The following is a 16,598-nucleotide window of genomic DNA, read 5'->3' as shown; positions in this document are numbered from 1 at the left end:
TAAATAAAAACGGACGTTGAGTGTATTCTTAACGTCCGTTTTAGTATAGAAATTACTTAATTTTATTTATAAATCAAGCGGCTTGCTCTTATATGTAACTTTTGGCATATGGCCAGATTTGCCAACATGTTCTTTATCGATTCCCAAAGACTTTAATATAGCTTCCAAAGGATCCATCTGCTTTTCAGAAGCTGCATTGAGATCTACTAGCTTACCATTAATTGTTACTGTTGGAGTTGTCATAGCGCCTTTATTAGAGCCAGAAACATTCCATAAAGCTTTTTCTTCTGGAGTATTCTCATTAATAACTTCTTGCCACTTAACATAGTGTAGGTTAAAGGCTTCATTCGCAATCTTATTTGCAACTCCAGCATCTTCAGCTAAATCAATAAGAGCTTTATTCGGTGTTGCTTGGTATCCATCGCCTTCTTCCGGCTGGAATCTTTCACTAAAGATGCTATTGATAAACTGAAGCAAATGCTTTGGATCGTTATCATATGAGGCGATATAAGCAATACCGCTTGAGACGCGATAAGAATATTGATCTGAGCTAAAACGATTTAAGAATGACATAGGGTGAAGTTCTAGGTTAATTTGACCTGCTTCAACCATTTTAATTAAAGTTTCATCAACAGTACGATTAAAGTTTCCACAGCCAGGGCACAAAGGATCAAAATAAGTAGCAACTGTAGGAGCACCAGCAGCTTGCTTGCCGTACCCATCCTTGCTAAGAAGAATTCCGCCTTGTAAATTAGATGCCGGTGGGATGTCAGAAGAAGGCAGTTTTTTAATCTCTTTGGCTATTTGGGAGTTTGCTGTATCCTCAATTTGTGTATCTGGCTTATTGGTTGTTGGATTTTCAATTTTTACTTGTGGTTTATTGATTGAATTGTAATAAGTCATAAACCCAGCTCCTGCAGCGAATGCAAGAATAACTAGTGCTATTACGATGCCAATTAAGCTTTTACTATAAGGGGTATTTGATTTTTGCATTTCATCATTTGTTGTTTCTTGTTGTTGATCCATAGTTATTCTCCTTTTGTGCGTCTTACTCGACACGCCGAGTTTATGCAAAATACTGATTTTTTGCTGTTTTTCTAAGATAAACATGATATATTAAGGCATGGCTCAACGAAGAGAACCTTCAATGGACCAGGTAAGTAAACTGTGGACGATTGATACCCGCCGATGTAGGAATTGGGGTCATGAGTGCACACCCTTCACTACGGATCGTTCGGCACGTACCTGCCGATGAAAGGACATATCATGGCAGAAGTTGTATTTGATCATGTGACTCGTATATACCCGGGCAACGATAAGCCTTCGGTTGATGACTTGAACATGACTATTAAAGATGGTGAGTTCCTCGTACTCGTTGGTCCATCTGGTTGCGGTAAGTCAACTACTTTGCGTATGTTGGCAGGTCTTGAAGAGGTTAACAAAGGACGTATCCTCATCGGCGGTCAAGATGTTACTACAATGCAGCCAAAGGATCGCGATATTGCAATGGTCTTCCAGAATTATGCACTGTATCCACACATGACAGTTGCTGATAACATGGGCTTTGCTTTGAAGATTGCTGGTGTTCCTAAGGAAGAAATTCGCAAGCGTGTTGAAAAAGCTGCAGAAGTGTTGGATTTGACAGAGTATTTGGATCGTAAGCCGAAGGCTTTGTCTGGTGGTCAGCGTCAGCGTGTTGCTATGGGTCGCGCAATTGTTCGTGAACCAAAAGTCTTCCTCATGGATGAGCCTCTTTCCAACCTTGATGCTAAGCTCCGCGTTCAGACTCGTACTCAGATTGCTGCTTTGCAGCGTCAGCTTGGTGTTACTACTCTGTACGTTACCCACGATCAGACTGAAGCTTTGACCATGGGCGATCGCATTGCAGTGATTAAGCTTGGCGTATTGCAGCAGGTTGGAGCTCCTACTGAGCTTTATGACCGCCCTGCAAATGTATTCGTTGCAGGCTTCATTGGCTCGCCATCCATGAATATCAATCAGCACCCAGTTGTAAACGGTCGAGCTCAGATCGGTGAGGATTCTATAGTTCTTCCAGCTGAGGCTGTTGACAAGCTCACTGCAGAAGATAACGGACAGATTATTGTTGGCTTCCGTCCAGAAGATGCAAGCTTGGCAACATCCGATGATCCAAATGCGTTCTCCTTGAAGGTAATGAACGTGGAAGATCTCGGTTCCGATGGCTATATCTACGGCAATATCATCACCGATGGTTCTCCTGAGGAAGCATCTACGATGATGTCTGATCAAAACAAGCTCACTACTATTCGCGTGAACCCACGTGCTCTTCCAAAGGTTGGCGACACCGTGAAGATCAAGATTGATCCATCTAAGATGCATCTGTTCGCACCTTCTACGGAGTTGCGTTTGAACTAAAAGTGTTGGTTTGCCTGCTTATATGAGCTAGTAAGCAAACTTTCGGTATAAGGTATAGCGGGGTTCGCAGTATGACGCGAACCCCGTTTTTGGCACAAAAAAGCAGCATAATAAGTGTGCAATAATACATCATTACAATGCATCGCTTATTATATATAGTTGTTATCAATAATTCGTCGGTGGTTGAGCTGTGTTTATCTGGAATGCAGTGATATCGTTGGCATGAGCTTGATTGGTAAATAAACTTTATGGAATGGAATGACGCTCCTCAATTAGACCCGCGTGCTGTGCAAGCAACTTCGGTATCTGCACAGGACGAGAATGCGTCGTCTCAAGAGCCGCAGGCACTGAAGATTACTGCGGCTAGTTCAGATCCAAAAATGTTTACACTGCCTTGGGAATTACCACTTTCTCAATGGCCTGCTGATTTATTCGTGAATTTGCCGCGTGGTATTTCTCGTCACGTTGTGCGATTTGTTCACGTTGGCGATGAAGTGTATGCAATGAAGGAAATTACTCGTCAAGTTGCAGAACGTGAGTATGAGCTTTTGCGTAGGCTTCGTAAACTTGAGTTGCCTACAGTTACTCCTATAGCTGTTGTTGCAGGACGCCATGACGCTAATGGTGAAAAGCTTGAGGCAATGTTAGTTACGAAACATTTAAAGTTCTCACTACCATATCGTGCATTATTTGCTCGTACGTTGCGTCCGGATACTGCAGAGCGCCTTATCGATGCGCTTGCTGTTCTTATGGTGCGCTTGCATCTTTCTGGCTTCTATTGGGGCGATGTATCGCTTTCCAACGTGCTGTTTTTGCGAGATGCAGATGCTTTTTCTGCATTCCTAGTTGACGCAGAAACTGGTGATTTGCATGGAAGTTTAACAGAAGGTCAACGAGAATACGATATCGATTTAGCTCGAACCAACATTATTGGTGAGCTTATGGATTTGAGCTCCGGTCAGCTTTTACCGACAGAAGTAGATGAAATCAGTATAGGCAATCGTCTAGTAGATCGCTATCATTCGCTTTGGAGTACGCTTACTGACGTTGATAAGTTCAGTCCTGATGAGATGTGGCGAATTGAACGTCGTGTTAATCGTCTAAATGAGCTTGGTTTCGATGTTGATGAGTTGGAGATGAAGACTTCAGAAGATGGTCGAAGGGTTTTGGTTCGACCTCGCGTTGTGGATGCTGGTTATGCTTCCCGCAAGCTTCTTCGTCTTACTGGATTGGACGTTCAAGAGAATCAGGCTCGAAGGCTTCTGAACGATTTGGATGCGTATCGCACTTCTACATGGCGTCAAGGTGAAGAGCTGGAAATCGTCGCAACTGATTGGATGCGTGAAATTTTCGAGCCAACAGTTCGTATGATTCCTCCTGAGTTCCGTTCGCAAATTGAACCAGCTCAGTTCTTCCATGAAGTGTTGGATCATCGTTGGTTTATGGCAGAAAAAGTTGGCCATGACGTTGCTATGCAAGATGCTGTAACTAGCTATATTAAGAACGTATTACCACAGTACAAAATGGATAAGCATGTTCTTGCTGCTATTAATGCAGATGCTGATTCTGGCGTTGTGGATGATGAATACACGTATTCTTCTCCAACACCTGTAGGTCACGATATAGTTGAAGATGATCAAGATGCTAGTGTTTGGGCGAGTTGAGTATTGCGTTATATAAGTAATTAGCTAATTCTCAACAAGTATGGCATTGATTGTCGTTTTTGATCTTAAGTGAATTTTTCGTAGGGGGAGCTTCGACTCCCCCGTTTTTTTATTGCAGTTTACTCGCTTACCCTAAATTTGGATATAAAAAAGTGCCCCCTGTGGGACTCGAACCCACAACCCAAGACTTAAAAGGACTCTGCTCTGCCAATTGAGCTAAAGGGGCAACAAATGCCAAGTATACTACATTCAATCGACGAAGTGAATATCGTGTGAACTTATGCGTGTTATATATATTTATTGCAGTATTCCGAGTGACTCCAGTTTTGCTTTTATTTGTGTTGCAGATGGCTCAACCATAAAAGTATTATCCGCAAAAGTAACAACTGGAATGTGCTTTTGATTGCTAATTTCAATCGCTTTTTCTTCAGCACCTTCTTCTGTTTCAATATCGTGCCAAACGAATGCCACACCATACTGGGTTAGCGCAGCTTTTGCGCGTTTGCAATCTCCACACCAATCTGCACCGTATACATTTACGGTAGGCTGATCTGACATAAAATCCTCCTTAATGATTTTGTGAATTCAAATTTTGCGTAATAATAGCTCGTGCTATTTATTACTACTTTTATTAGTGTAATAGATGCAGATGTACTTAAGCATATTGACGTTGAAGTGTGACAAAGATGAGAAAAAATAGTGAAATGTATTGCTAGTGTCCCTTGACTTTCATAGTCTTGATGTCATGAATATGGTTATGGATATGAACATGCTAATTTGGTTTGCGGCTGCGGCTGTTGTTATTGCCATCTTATTAGTAACAGTTGCAGTGATTTTGCGCATTCACAGCAATAGTCATGGACCAGTAATTCCTGAAAGCGTTGATAGTTCAATCGATACAGGCAAAACTAAAGCGCGTGGAACAAAAAAATCTGGAAAACAGATAGAAAGTAACATAGCTGTTATACCTAATGAAGAAGTAAAGTCTGAATTATTGCCAGAAAGTACTTCTTCGCGTATTAAACGTCTTCGCGAACGTTTGGCTCATAGTGCAAATCCATTTGGTCGTGCATTGTTTAATATCATAAGCAAGGACCATCTTTCGGAAGAAGATTGGGAAGATGTAGAAGATACTCTTCTTATGGCCGATGTTGGCTCTCGAGCTAGTGAAGAATTAGTAGAAGATCTACGCAAAGATGCACGCATTGCTGGTACTTCTAGTTCAGAAGATGTGCATTCAGCATTGCGTACGAAACTATTGAAAATAGTAGATGAAGACGCTGATCGACGCTTAAATGCAGATAAATCAGATGCGCATCATCCTAGCGTTATTATGATGGTCGGCGTTAATGGCACCGGTAAAACCACTACTGCTGGTAAATTAGCGCGATTGTTTATTGCCCAAAAACGTTCAGTAATGTTTGCTGCAGCAGATACTTTTCGTGCGGCTGCAGCTGATCAACTTGAAACTTGGGCGTCTGCAGTAAGCGTGCCAGTTGTTCGTGCAGATAAAGATGGTGCTGATCCTGCTTCTGTTGCTTTTATTGCTGCGAATAAGGCAAAAGAAGAACAAACTGATTTATTGATTGTAGATACTGCTGGTCGTTTGCAGAATAAAGCAAATTTAATGGAAGAGCTTGGCAAAATTCGTAGGGTTATAGAAAAAACTATGCCTGTTGATGAAGTATTGCTGGTATTGGATGCTACTACTGGTCAAAATGGCATGTCTCAAGCAAAAGTATTTGCTGAAGCTATTGGCATTACGGGCGTAGTCCTTACTAAGCTTGATGGTTCCGCTAAAGGTGGAATTGTTATAGCTGTACAGCGTGAACTTGGTGTGCCGGTTAAGCTAGTAGGTCTTGGCGAAGGACCAGATGATTTGGTCCCGTTTGATGCTCAAAGTTTCGTAGACGGTCTGCTCGCTTAATGCTGAGCATTGATGTAGCTGCATGAGTGGTAGTTTTTAATCTTCCGCTAAAGTCTTTATGAGTTTTGGCTATAAGAGTTTCTCGGTACAATAGTTATATAAAGTAATACTTAAGCTGCAATGATGTTATTGTTGCGCTGTTTCAAATAATTGAGGTGAAAAATGACCACAATGGATCCGCAATGGGCATTGTTGGCTGGCGCGTTGGTGTTTATTATTACGCCGGGTATTGCCCTATTCTATGGAGGCCGTGAACGCGCTACTTCCATGGTGAATATGATGATGCTTTCAGCTGGCGCTATTGCTGTAACTACACTGGTTTGGACGCTGTGGGGATGGTCGTTAGCTTTTGCTGGCAAAGATATGGCTGGTGGTGTTATAGGTGATCCATTGAGTGGTTTGCTATTCCGTGATTCGATGGTGGCAGATCATGGTGTGTTTACGTCTATGGACGCAAATTCCGGATTATCTGGCGGCATTCCTGCAGCTTTTCGCTTAGCATGTGCTGTTGTTGCAGTAGCGCTTATTACTGGAGCTCTAGCCGGTCGAGTGCGTTACGCTATTTGGCTTATTTTCGTAGCTGTGTGGATTACTTTAGTATTCGCTCCGTTAGCGCATATGGTGTGCGGTGGTGGATTGCTTTCGCCTAATGGTGCTATTTCACAGGCGTTAGGTATTTCAGTGCATGACTTCGCGGGTGGCTCTATATTGCATATTGCTGCGGCTGTTTCGGCTTTTGCGATTGTTATGATCATTGGCGGACATGCTCACTTCCCTCTTAAGCGTTTTGTTTTGCATATTAAGAATGTTGCGCATACGAGTGGCAACGCTAATTCTGGAGCTACTAATTCGCGTAATCCTAAAAGTCGTTTATCGCGCGCATTGTGGGCTGATGTTGAGCATGCTAAAAATGCCGCTAGTGAGACTGTTGTCTCTCCAGTTGCTACAGTAACTGAAGTTGCTGCAGAATCCACTGCAACGCAGTCAGCAGTTGAAAATGGTGTTGCTGCTCGCCAACCGCATAATGTTCCTTTCGTTATGCTTGGCGTTTTCTTGATTTGGTTCGGTTGGCTTGGGTTAATGATTGGTTCTTCTGCAGGCGTTCCTGGAGTTGCAGGTTATGCTTGGGTGAGTTCCACAATAACTGCTTCTGCTTCAATGCTTGCCTGGGGTGTGACTGAACGTTTACACTCTGGATGCTTTACTGCTTTGGGAGCTGCGTCTGGTGTTATGGCTGGATTAGCTGCAAGTGCTGCAGCCGCGGATGTTATTGCTCCATTGTGGGCTTTAGTTTTGGGTGTTCTTTCTGGTGTTATTACTTCTCTAGTGACTCACTCTCGTACTTTTGTGCGCTACGATGGTGCCTTGCATGTAGTTAGCGTGAATGGTGTTGCTGCGCTTATTGGTGTGCTTGCAGTAGGCTTATTTGCTGATGGCTCTGGATTACTCGCTGTTGGTGATTGGCATCAGTTAGTTGCACAACTGTGCTTGATTGGGATTACGGTGCTTTATGCAGGTGCTGTAACTGCAGTGCTAGCTTTTGTTCTTGAAAAGCTTTTTGGATGGCGAATCTCGGAAGCTAAGGAACGTAAGGGCGTTGATTTAGCTGATCAAGGAGAGCGTGCTTACGATTTTTCTTCTATTGCACAAAGTCATGATGGCGCTGTAGTTGCTGTTGCAGATGATGATGCAAATAAAACTCAAATGGCTGTTCTTACTTCTGTTGATATTGATATGGGTGAAAACGAGGTTGAACAATCTGATTTTATGGTTGATCAATCTGAGGCAAATCCTGAGCAAGGCGATTCTGAGGTTGATGATACTAAATCTGAAGTTGAGCAGAAAGAGTCTTCTTCTGAAGAAGAGTCTGAAACTGTAGAAAAAGATAAATCAGCGCAGAATAATAAGAAAACAGGAAAACGAAATAATAGTGCTAAAGAATAGAAGCATGTGCGTAAGCGCTATTGTTTAGCAACAAGTTCTAGTTATTTTGATATAAACCGCATGTCTTATCTAAGATATGCGGTTTTGTTATTTTTGCTAATTTAAAATCAAGTTTTTAATTAATAAGTTATTTTTAATGAATAAGTTATTCATATGACACGCACGAATTGCTTGATGTGGATAAAAAAGATAAGTTATCCACATTTTAGGCGTGTCTACGTGGATATCACACAAATTTATCCACATAGTGGGGATAACATTGTGGATATCCTGCGGATAACTTTTTAAAATAATATTTTTATTTGCGATTTACGCATATTTGTGTTACTTCACTTGCAATTGTTTTTGCATAAAATTGTTAGCAATTGCAATCTTCTTTTATACAAGCGTGACAAAGTAGCGGTAGAATGAAGCATTATGACAAATCAAAAGTTGGACAACCAGAACAAAAAAGACGTACTGCGCAATATTTGGCTACTAGCCGTACCAACTTTTGGACAGCTCATATCTGAGCCAGCATTTGTACTTATTGACACTGCTATTATTGGCCATATTGGCAAAAGTGCTCTAGCAGGTCTTTCTATCGGATCAACGGTACTTCTTACTACTACAGGTCTTTGCTTATTTTTGGCTTACAACACAACTTCACAGGTTGCGCGTCTTTTAGGCGCAGGTAAGCGTCGAGAAGGTTTTAGCATTGGCATGGATGGGTTGTGGCTTGCATTATTGCTTGGCATAATTCTTACAGTCATACTTATTTTTGCCGCTGAACCGTTATGCTACGCAATAGGCGCGCGTGGCTCTACGTTGCAAAATGCTATTGTGTACACACAAATGGTTATGCCTGGATTGCCTGCGATGCTACTCGTATATGCAGCAAATGGCATATTTCGCGGTCTTTGCAACGTGCGCATAACATTATTTGCTGCTGTAAGTGGAGCTGTTCTAAATACAATTCTCGATATAATCGCAGTATTTGGTCTCAACATGGGAATTGCTGGCTCTGGTATTGCAACAATGATTGCGCAATGGTATATGGGACTTGTTCTCACTATTCCTGCAATTATTTGGGCTACTCAAAGTGGTGCGCGTCTCAAACCGCATTTCCAGCATATTCTACATTCTGCTGGAACTGGTATGCCTTTGTTTGTTCGTACACTTGCATTGCGTGTGTGCATGGTAGCTACGGTTGTTACTGCGACTCATCTCGGTACCAATACTCTCGCTGCGTATCAGGTTGCTAATTCTTGCTGGAATTTTGTTATGAATATTTTAGATGCAATTGGTATTGCTGCGCAGACTATTGTTGCTGCAGCACTAGGTGCAGGCTGTCGTAAGCGCGCAGGAATGATTACGCGTATTTGTGCTCAAGTGGGAGCTGTAAGCAGCGTAGGAGTCGGTTTATTCATGATTTTCGTGGGTTGGAGTTGCGCGCCACTATTTAGTCAGCATACAGATATTCAGTTTTTAATTTCTGTAGGTATGACAATATTAGGATTGTTCTTGCCTCTTGCTGGATGGATGTGGGCGTTAGATGGCGTATTAATTGGCGCAGGTGATCATCGCTACTTAGCAAAAGCTTGCTCAGTAATGGCTGCCGTGTATTTAACATTTTTGGCGCTCACAAGCGTTTTTGATGTCGTTGTTGATGCTAATGACGTGATAAGAACTATTAGTTTATGGGTTGTTTTAAATGCTATTTATATTGGGGGGCGTGCAATAGGCAATAGTTTGCGCATAAGAAATGATACGTGGATGGATTCTGCGCTAAAAATGTAGATAAAGTTTTGTGTTAATACATTTACGTTTTTTCATAATACGTGCGCGCGTTTATACTCGTTTCTATGGCAGATAATGATATGTGGCAATCTACTAAAGGCAATGTTATCCGCGCAGGTAGCAATCATGGTGGCAATGGTGACGCCTCTGCATATGGTTCTGGCGTTGCAAATCGTGGTGCCGAAGTAGGTGCTACGTTGTTTGATCGTGTGCCTCCTCACGATGTTGATGCAGAAATGGCTGTGCTTGGCGGAATGCTCATGAGCAAAGATGCTATTGGCGAAGTGTCTCAATTACTTGAAACATCAGATTTTTATTTACCGCAGCACCAAACAATTTACGATGCTATTCTTACGCTTTTCGCTGGCTCACAGCCTGTTGACGTTGTGCTTGTAGCTAACGAATTAATGAAAGATGGAAATCTCGATAAAGTTGGCGGAGCTGACTATTTGCACAGCCTAGTAGCTTCTGTGCCAACAGCCGCAAACGCAATGTACTACGCAGATATTGTGCATCAAAATGCTGTTCTTCGTAACGTTATTACTGCTGGCACAAAAATTGCACAAATGGGCTATTCTGCTTCCGGGGCGCAAGCAGAAGATATTGTAAATCTTGCGCAATCAGAAGTGTATGAAATGAGTGCTGGCAAAGTGCGTCAAGATTACGTTGCTATTGGTCCAGTTTTGCAAAATACACTTGATCAGTTAGATAAAATGCAAAATCACGAACTTGAACAAGGTGTGCCGACTGGATTTAGAGATATTGACGAAGTTACGCAGGGTTTGCAGCCTGGTCAAATGATTGTTGTTGCTGGTCGTCCGGCTATGGGTAAGTCAACACTTGGCATTGATTTTGCTCGTTCGGCTGCACTGCACCACAATATGACGTCTATTGTATTCTCTCTAGAAATGAGCAAAGTGGAATTGGCTCAGCGCATTATTGCTGCAGAAACTAATATCCCACTCGCTGCTATGCGAAGAGCGGAAGATATTACTCCAGATCGTTGGAATACTCTTAATACTTTTTGGACAAAAATGCAAAACGCTCCGCTTTTTATTGATGACAGTCCAAATATGAGCTTGATGGAGATTCGCGCAAAATGCCGCCGTTTGAAGCAAACAAATGATTTGAAACTGGTAGTTATCGATTACCTTCAGCTGATGAGTTCCGGTAAGCGCGTGGAAAGTCGCCAGCAAGAAGTTTCGGAATTCTCGCGTGCGCTGAAGCTTCTTGCTAAAGAGCTTGAAGTGCCAGTTGTGGCTTTGAGCCAGCTTAATCGTGGACCGGAAATGCGAAACGACAAGAAACCACAGCTTTCAGATTTGCGCGAATCTGGTTCTATTGAGCAGGATGCTGACGTTGTGTTCCTAGTGCATCGCCCTGATTTTTACAATAAGGAAGATCGCCCAGGCGAAGCAGATATTATTATGGCAAAGCATCGTAACGGCCCTACTGACACGTTTAATCTTGCCTTCTTGGGTGCAACTTCCAAGTTCATGGATATGCCGCAAGACTACCAGCAATAAGGGGTGTGATTTAGTATGTCAAGCCGCGACCATGAATCGCATAAAAAGTTGCGCCAAAATTTGCATAAGCATTGGTACAGTTTTGCCATGCCTGCTGTAGGAAAGCTTGTTTGCGCTCTTTCTAGGGTGCTTCACCATGGTGGAAGCGCATTGCCTGGGAAAGTTATTGAGAGCCTCGATTCTGGCTTTTTAGCGCGCACTCTTGCCGCATTGCCGTACGGAATAGTGTTGATTTCTGGCACCAATGGCAAAACTACCACAACGCGTATGGTAACTTCTATGCTGCGCGACGCAGGACTTAACGTATTTACTAATCCAACCGGTTCAAACTTTACTAGAGGAGTAGTGGCAGCCCTTGCAAAAACAATGCCTGCTTTTGGCACAAAACTAAATGCGGATATTGCAGTTTTAGAGCTCGACGAAGCGTACGCAGTGCATTTTGTAAATCAAATCAAGCCACGCTACTCTTTATTGCTAAACGTTATGCGAGATCAGCTCGACCGATTCGGCGAAATTGACACAACTGCAAAACTATTAAGCAACGTGGCTGAAGCAACCGAAGGGACGGTAGTGCTAAACCGTGAGGATCCACGTATTTGCGCGCTTGCAAAAGTTGTTCCTTCCGGGACTTGTGTGCGGTATTTTGGTTTGGATGACGCTGTAAAAAGCATGTTCCCGACGGATGATGATTTGCACAATAGTTCCGAAAAAAGCGAAAATTGCGAAGATGCTGCAGAAAGCAAGGCTAACAATCTTCCTAAAGCAGACGTTGTGCTTTCAAAAGTTGGAGACCATGAGGCTGAGTTTATACTTGATGGCAAGCGTAAAACTACTTCTGTAAAACTTGACGGTGCTTACAATATTTTCAACGCTGCTGCTGCAGCAACAGTAGTTCGCACTATCTTGGCGGACGCTGCAAAACAAAATTCTGCGCTGCAAAAATTCGATGACGATGCGCTTATGGAAGCGATTTCGCACGTAACTCCTGCTTTTGGTAGAGGCGAAGTAATTGAAGTTAATGGCGCTCCTGTTGAGCTTGTTTTAGTGAAGAATCCTATTGGTTTTAGACTTGCGATTGCTTCGGACCATCCGCAAAATCACGATACCATGATTGCAATTTGTGACGAATACGCTGACGGTAGAGACATGAGCTGGCTGTGGGACGTTGATTTTGCAAGCTTTAGCGGCACTGGAGTTGAGTGCGTTTCTGGTACTCGCGCATGGGATATGGCTTTGCGGCTGCAATACGATAAGGTTGAGGCTCGCAATGTGAATACGGATTTGGAAGAAGATGCTAAAGCTTTTGTAAATGGCGATTTTAGTGGCAATACTAAAAATGCTAAACGCATATACTGCACGTATACTGCCATGCTTCGCGTACGCGCTGCTTTAGCGCAACTCGCGGAAGTTAAAGACGTTGGAGTTGGAAAGTAGTTGTCATGAATGATTCCAGTAATATTAGTAAAGCAAATGCTACTTTTGAAAACGCAAATCGCGTGCTAGATATTGTGTCGCTGTATCCAAAAGACATGAATATTTACGGCGACTACGGCAATGTGCTTACGATTATGCGCAGAGCGGAATTGTACGGTTATAAGCCTGTGCTTCACGAGTACAACGTTGGCGATTTATGGCCAGAGCGCGTGGATATGATTCTTGGCGGCGGCGGTCAAGATCATGGGCAAAGCAGAGTCACTGAAGATTTATTTGCGCGCGCGGACGCGATTCGTGAGCTTGCAAAAGATGGCGTTCCAATGCTTATGATTTGTGGACTTTACCAGCTTTTTGGAGAGTATTTTGAAACCGTTGAGGGTCAAAAGCTTAAAGGAATTGGAATACTTGGTGAGCATACGGTTGGTCAAGATGTGCGCATGATTGGAAATCTTGTGGAACATAGCGACGATTTTGGCGATATTGTGGGCTATGAGAACCATTCTGGACGAACAAGCTTGGAGGGTGATACTCAGCCACTTGGCTCGGTTGATAGTGAAAATTGCGGTAATAATGGCAAGGATCACACGGAAGGAGCGCGCAAATACAATGTTATTGGCACTTATATGCACGGCTCAGTTTTGCCAAAAAATCCGCGTCTGGCTGACTTTTTAATCCGTACTGCTGCGCAAAATCGTTACGGCGAATTTTCGCCAAAGCAGACTGATTCTCAACGCGCGGAAATTGCTAAACTAGACGAATTAGCAGAGCGCGCTCGCGAAGTGGCCGTAACTCGTCCGCGGTAAAGAGATTTATCTGCGCAAAATTTGTCAACGCTAAACACAAAAGCCTGCTGAACTTGCAAAGTGTTGCAAAATCAGCAGGCTTTTTGTAGTTTTTGATTCTAGCTTTCGCTTGATTTGGTTAGTAACTATTAGTCAATCAAGCCATACAAGCGATCGCCGGCGTCGCCAAGACCTGGAACGATATAAGCTTTGTCGTTCAAATGCTCATCAACAGCGCAAACAACAACCTTAAAGTCAATAGAAGGATCAATCTCCTTCTCCAGGCGTTCCAAGCCTTCTGGAGCTGCCAAAATGTTAATAGCAGTAACGTCCTTAGCACCGCGCTCAGCCAAATAGTGTGTAGCAGCAATAAGAGTGCCACCAGTGGCAAGCATTGGGTCAAGAAGGAAGCACTGACGGCCAGTTAAATCTTCTGGTAAACGGTTGGCATAAGTGATGATGTCGAGCGTCTGCTCGTCGCGCTTCATGCCAAGGAATCCAACCTCAGCGGTTGGAAGAAGGCGAGTCATGCCGTCGAGCATGCCAAGACCAGCGCGCAAAACCGGCACAACCATTGGGCGTGGGCGGTTCAAATGCTTGCCAGTCATCTTGCAAATAGGAGTTTCAATCTCGCGATCGCTAACTTCCAAATTGCGGGTTGCTTCGTATGCTTCGAGGGTTACCAATTCGGAAACCAACTCGCGGAAAATGTTAGAAGGTGTATTCTTATCTCGCAAAACGGTGAGCTTGTGGTCCACCAGCGGATGATGTAAAACATGAAGATCCATACTTTCTAGATTAGTGCAAGCATTGCACGTTAAGCTAGCGGCGTGCCGTTATTTTTGCGTGAAATATAAACAAATGTGAGTAAAAATATATATTTTATCTAAACTTAGATAGCAAAAATCTAAAATATAAAACGTAAAATATAAAATCTAAAATTCAGAACAGAAACGATACTGACTTGCGAAAGCGCCTGTCGGCGCAAACGCCGCTCGCAGCGGCAAAAAATGGAGCCCGGGGCTTAAACACAAGCCAGCATCATTTTGAGTATACCTTGTTTTCTATTTTCACGCGCCGCACAATTTTAATCGCAAATAATTTATTCCAACTTTCCTGCGCGCCACAATTTTGCTCCATGAGCAAAAGATGACGAAAGCGCGTGCATATTTGCGGAGATATGCAAAACTTTTGCAATTTTCTGCGTATGTATTGTATTTGCTTGCTCGCCTAACTTTTTTGCGTAAATTCGCATTCCGCGTGCAATAATCGAAGTAAAAGCTGAAGATCTGTAAAGCGCTACAGCAAAATCGCCTGTAAAAGCACCGGAAAGAATAGAATCTGCAAGTCGTGCAATATCCTCTCCTGTAGGAGCTTCGTCAATTCCTGTAATAGCTGAAGCGCTCGTTGCTTCAGGCTCGCCAAGGCGCCAATACTCAGCGTAAGCTTCGCGCTGTTTTCGTAGCGACATGCGCAATAAATACAGTCGCCACAACATTCCAGGAAGAGACTCAGCCTCCGCGTGACTCCACAAATCTGCAATAACTTCAATGCCTTCATTCTCAACCAAATTCAGCACGCGCTCAACGATTTCCGGCGACTGCGTTTTATGAACGCGGTTAAGTAAAACAGCGGCTGAAGTGTGGCTAATTTCGTTTACAACCTGCGGATCTGTGCCACCTTCAATCTGCGCGAGCATCGCAGGATCCATTTGTGCAGGTCTGCTAGGACGGGCGGCTCCTGTGGGGCTTGGCATAAAAGCAGATCTGCTTGAATGAATAGAACTCGATTGCGAATTTAAACTAGTAGACACTTGGAAGAACCTTTTCAATATCGATAATGCGAGCGCCTTTAGGGGTATTAATTATGTGCAAAACTATTGCGCTTCCTGTAGGCATGTATGGAGATTTTTGGCTGAGTATGCGTTTGTGTGCTCTAGGTTTTGTTATTTCGCGTAAATAATCGAAGAAAGTGCCGATAACCGGGCGATGCAAGCATATGACTGTTGCATTGTTGGTTGTGCTTACATTGTTAGTTTCGCTTGTATTTTGTGTGTTGCACTCAAGATTTTGTATTTCGTTTATAAGCACAGACAATGTAGATTTTGGTTTTTTCTCGTGACAATCTTCTGTAAGTTCCGCAACCTGTTCGATAGAAAGCGAAGAGTCGTGCGCAAAAGCCGCAACTGTTTCTAAGCAACGCTTCCAAGGAGACGATATGATTTTATTCGGCGCGTAGCAGGCAAGCTCGCGGCCTAAAGCGTATGAGGCGGCAGCACCTAGAGGCGTGATTGGTCGAGTCGCTTCGCTTCCTTGCCAAGTTTTTCGAGACTCAGCTTTTCCGTGACGCACTAAAAGCAACGTGCTATATTCTGCTTGACCTTCGTGTAGCTTCTCTAAGAAAGCATCTAGCACTTCGCGGTCACTATCGTGCGTAAGCTTTTTTCGTGCTTGAGAAGGAGTAAGCCATAACACATTGCCGATTTCAGTGGGTTTAGCAGGCTTAATTGGTCCGAAAGCAGGAAGACGCTTTGCTGCGGTTGGCTTATCGATTAAGCGCATCATCCAGTAGTGGATTCGCTTTATTACTTCCGGCTGAGAATTGCGATTTTGGTTGCTATTTGATGTGTTGCTCTTGGAAGATTTTTTGCCTTCGCGCTCAAGCGGATACTCTATTTTGGCGATGTGCGGACCTAGTGTGACTGAATATCCTGTTTCTTCTCCAACTTCGCGCACTGCTGTGTGGCGATGTGATTCTTTTGGCTCATTCTTTCCTTTTGGCCAGCTCCAATCGTCATATTTAGGACGGTAGACTAGGCAAAGCTCAAAATCATCGTCGCTAGACTTTATTGAGTCGCTGCTTGTTTTTGCCTCTCCACTTGCATTTGAGCTGTTTGTAGTATTGCGCTTGCGATAAATAATTCCGCCAGCTGCTTCAACGTATTGCGTCGTTACTGCACTCATATTCACTATTTTAGCGGTTTTCTTTCACAACTTTTAGTTGTGCCGTAATCTTTTACTTTTGTCACAGTCATAACAGTAACAAATTGTTTTATAATCCTTAAATTTGCCAAAACTGATAAATAATTACTTAAAAAACTTCCTAAAACTGGCAAATGGTGCTGTAGAAGATTTCGACTATTGCTGGA

At 43.2% G+C, this 16,598-nt stretch carries 13 protein-coding genes and 1 tRNA gene; 8 read left to right on the top strand and 6 right to left on the bottom strand.

Annotated features, from left to right (window positions below):
- Nucleotides 1-66 precede the first annotated feature (66 nt).
- On the bottom strand, nt 67-1,026 hold the full coding sequence (locus HXT43_RS05780; protein ID WP_082915505.1) for a DsbA family protein: 960 nt from the start codon (nt 1,024-1,026) through the stop codon (nt 67-69).
- A gap of 240 nt (nt 1,027-1,266) precedes the next feature.
- On the opposite strand from HXT43_RS05780, the gene HXT43_RS05775 reads away from it, so the two are divergent.
- Both HXT43_RS05775 and HXT43_RS05770 read left to right on the top strand, forming a co-directional pair.
- Nucleotides 1,267-2,394, top strand: coding sequence for an ABC transporter ATP-binding protein (locus HXT43_RS05775; RefSeq protein ID WP_004105828.1), 1,128 nt, complete (start codon nt 1,267-1,269; stop codon nt 2,392-2,394).
- Nucleotides 2,395-2,642: 248 nt separating this feature from the next.
- A complete protein-coding gene (locus HXT43_RS05770; protein WP_064621994.1) occupies nt 2,643-4,058 on the top strand; it encodes a DUF4032 domain-containing protein in 1,416 nt (471 codons plus the stop codon).
- Nucleotides 4,059-4,211: 153 nt separating this feature from the next.
- Here the strand turns inward: HXT43_RS05770 and HXT43_RS05765 are convergent.
- Both HXT43_RS05765 and HXT43_RS05760 read right to left on the bottom strand, forming a co-directional pair.
- A tRNA-Lys gene (locus HXT43_RS05765) sits at nt 4,212-4,284 on the bottom strand.
- A 71-nt stretch (nt 4,285-4,355) separates the two neighbouring features.
- A complete protein-coding gene (locus HXT43_RS05760) occupies nt 4,356-4,616 on the bottom strand; it encodes a glutaredoxin domain-containing protein (RefSeq protein WP_004105832.1) in 261 nt (86 codons plus the stop codon).
- 187 nt (nt 4,617-4,803) lie between these two features.
- Here HXT43_RS05760 and ftsY point away from each other — a divergent pair, with 187 nt between their 5' ends.
- From ftsY to HXT43_RS05730, 6 genes are all read left to right on the top strand, one after another.
- On the top strand, nt 4,804-5,985 hold the full coding sequence (gene ftsY, locus HXT43_RS05755) for a signal recognition particle-docking protein FtsY (protein ID WP_101885826.1): 1,182 nt from the start codon (nt 4,804-4,806) through the stop codon (nt 5,983-5,985).
- A 162-nt stretch (nt 5,986-6,147) separates the two neighbouring features.
- Nucleotides 6,148-7,929, top strand: a complete 1,782-nt coding sequence (locus HXT43_RS05750) for an ammonium transporter (RefSeq protein WP_032835458.1) — start codon at nt 6,148-6,150, stop codon at nt 7,927-7,929.
- A gap of 417 nt (nt 7,930-8,346) precedes the next feature.
- Complete coding sequence (locus tag HXT43_RS05745; RefSeq protein WP_410295713.1) at nt 8,347-9,708, top strand: MATE family efflux transporter; 1,362 nt, start codon at nt 8,347-8,349, stop codon at nt 9,706-9,708.
- Between the two features lie 65 nt (nt 9,709-9,773).
- Nucleotides 9,774-11,234: a replicative DNA helicase gene (gene dnaB, locus HXT43_RS05740; RefSeq protein ID WP_004105840.1), complete on the top strand. Its 1,461-nt coding sequence runs from the start codon at nt 9,774-9,776 to the stop codon at nt 11,232-11,234.
- Between the two features lie 15 nt (nt 11,235-11,249).
- A complete protein-coding gene (locus HXT43_RS05735) occupies nt 11,250-12,668 on the top strand; it encodes a Mur ligase family protein (RefSeq protein ID WP_415707250.1) in 1,419 nt (472 codons plus the stop codon).
- Between the two features lie 5 nt (nt 12,669-12,673).
- Nucleotides 12,674-13,471, top strand: a complete 798-nt coding sequence (locus HXT43_RS05730; RefSeq protein ID WP_101885828.1) for a type 1 glutamine amidotransferase — start codon at nt 12,674-12,676, stop codon at nt 13,469-13,471.
- A gap of 128 nt (nt 13,472-13,599) precedes the next feature.
- Here HXT43_RS05730 and upp read toward each other — a convergent pair whose 3' ends face one another.
- From upp to HXT43_RS05715, 3 genes are all read right to left on the bottom strand, one after another.
- Complete coding sequence (upp, locus tag HXT43_RS05725; protein WP_004119581.1) at nt 13,600-14,238, bottom strand: uracil phosphoribosyltransferase; 639 nt, start codon at nt 14,236-14,238, stop codon at nt 13,600-13,602.
- Nucleotides 14,239-14,552: 314 nt separating this feature from the next.
- Nucleotides 14,553-15,206 carry a thymidine phosphorylase gene (locus HXT43_RS05720; RefSeq protein ID WP_415707249.1) on the bottom strand — a complete coding sequence of 218 codons (654 nt, stop codon included), beginning with the start codon at nt 15,204-15,206 and terminating at the stop codon, nt 14,553-14,555.
- A gap of 46 nt (nt 15,207-15,252) precedes the next feature.
- Nucleotides 15,253-16,413: an NUDIX hydrolase gene (locus tag HXT43_RS05715; protein WP_004119574.1), complete on the bottom strand. Its 1,161-nt coding sequence runs from the start codon at nt 16,411-16,413 to the stop codon at nt 15,253-15,255.
- Nucleotides 16,414-16,598: the final 185 nt, after the last annotated feature.

Origin of the sequence: Gardnerella sp. DNF01195 (genome assembly GCF_049244175.1) — a bacterium.
Taxonomy (GTDB): Bacteria; Actinomycetota; Actinomycetes; order Actinomycetales; family Bifidobacteriaceae; genus Bifidobacterium; species Bifidobacterium leopoldii.
The sequence above is the reverse complement of the archived record's forward strand: the minus strand, read 5'-3'. Positions and strand labels throughout refer to the sequence as shown.

Excerpts from the sequence above, each read along its gene's own strand:
- HXT43_RS05780 (WP_082915505.1), bottom strand. The coding sequence starts at position 1,026 with ATGGATCAACAACAAGAAACAACAAATGATGAAATGCAAAAATCAAAT.
- HXT43_RS05775 (WP_004105828.1), top strand. The coding sequence starts at position 1,267 with ATGGCAGAAGTTGTATTTGATCATGTGACTCGTATATACCCGGGCAAC.
- HXT43_RS05770 (WP_064621994.1), top strand. The coding sequence starts at position 2,643 with ATGGAATGGAATGACGCTCCTCAATTAGACCCGCGTGCTGTGCAAGCA.
- HXT43_RS05760 (WP_004105832.1), bottom strand. The coding sequence starts at position 4,616 with ATGTCAGATCAGCCTACCGTAAATGTATACGGTGCAGATTGGTGTGGA.
- ftsY (WP_101885826.1), top strand. The coding sequence starts at position 4,804 with ATGAATATGGTTATGGATATGAACATGCTAATTTGGTTTGCGGCTGCG.
- HXT43_RS05750 (WP_032835458.1), top strand. The coding sequence starts at position 6,148 with ATGACCACAATGGATCCGCAATGGGCATTGTTGGCTGGCGCGTTGGTG.
- HXT43_RS05745 (WP_410295713.1), top strand. The coding sequence starts at position 8,347 with ATGACAAATCAAAAGTTGGACAACCAGAACAAAAAAGACGTACTGCGC.
- dnaB (WP_004105840.1), top strand. The coding sequence starts at position 9,774 with ATGGCAGATAATGATATGTGGCAATCTACTAAAGGCAATGTTATCCGC.
- HXT43_RS05735 (WP_415707250.1), top strand. The coding sequence starts at position 11,250 with ATGTCAAGCCGCGACCATGAATCGCATAAAAAGTTGCGCCAAAATTTG.
- HXT43_RS05730 (WP_101885828.1), top strand. The coding sequence starts at position 12,674 with ATGAATGATTCCAGTAATATTAGTAAAGCAAATGCTACTTTTGAAAAC.
- upp (WP_004119581.1), bottom strand. The coding sequence starts at position 14,238 with ATGGATCTTCATGTTTTACATCATCCGCTGGTGGACCACAAGCTCACC.
- HXT43_RS05720 (WP_415707249.1), bottom strand. The coding sequence starts at position 15,206 with ATGCCAAGCCCCACAGGAGCCGCCCGTCCTAGCAGACCTGCACAAATG.
- HXT43_RS05715 (WP_004119574.1), bottom strand. The coding sequence starts at position 16,413 with ATGAGTGCAGTAACGACGCAATACGTTGAAGCAGCTGGCGGAATTATT.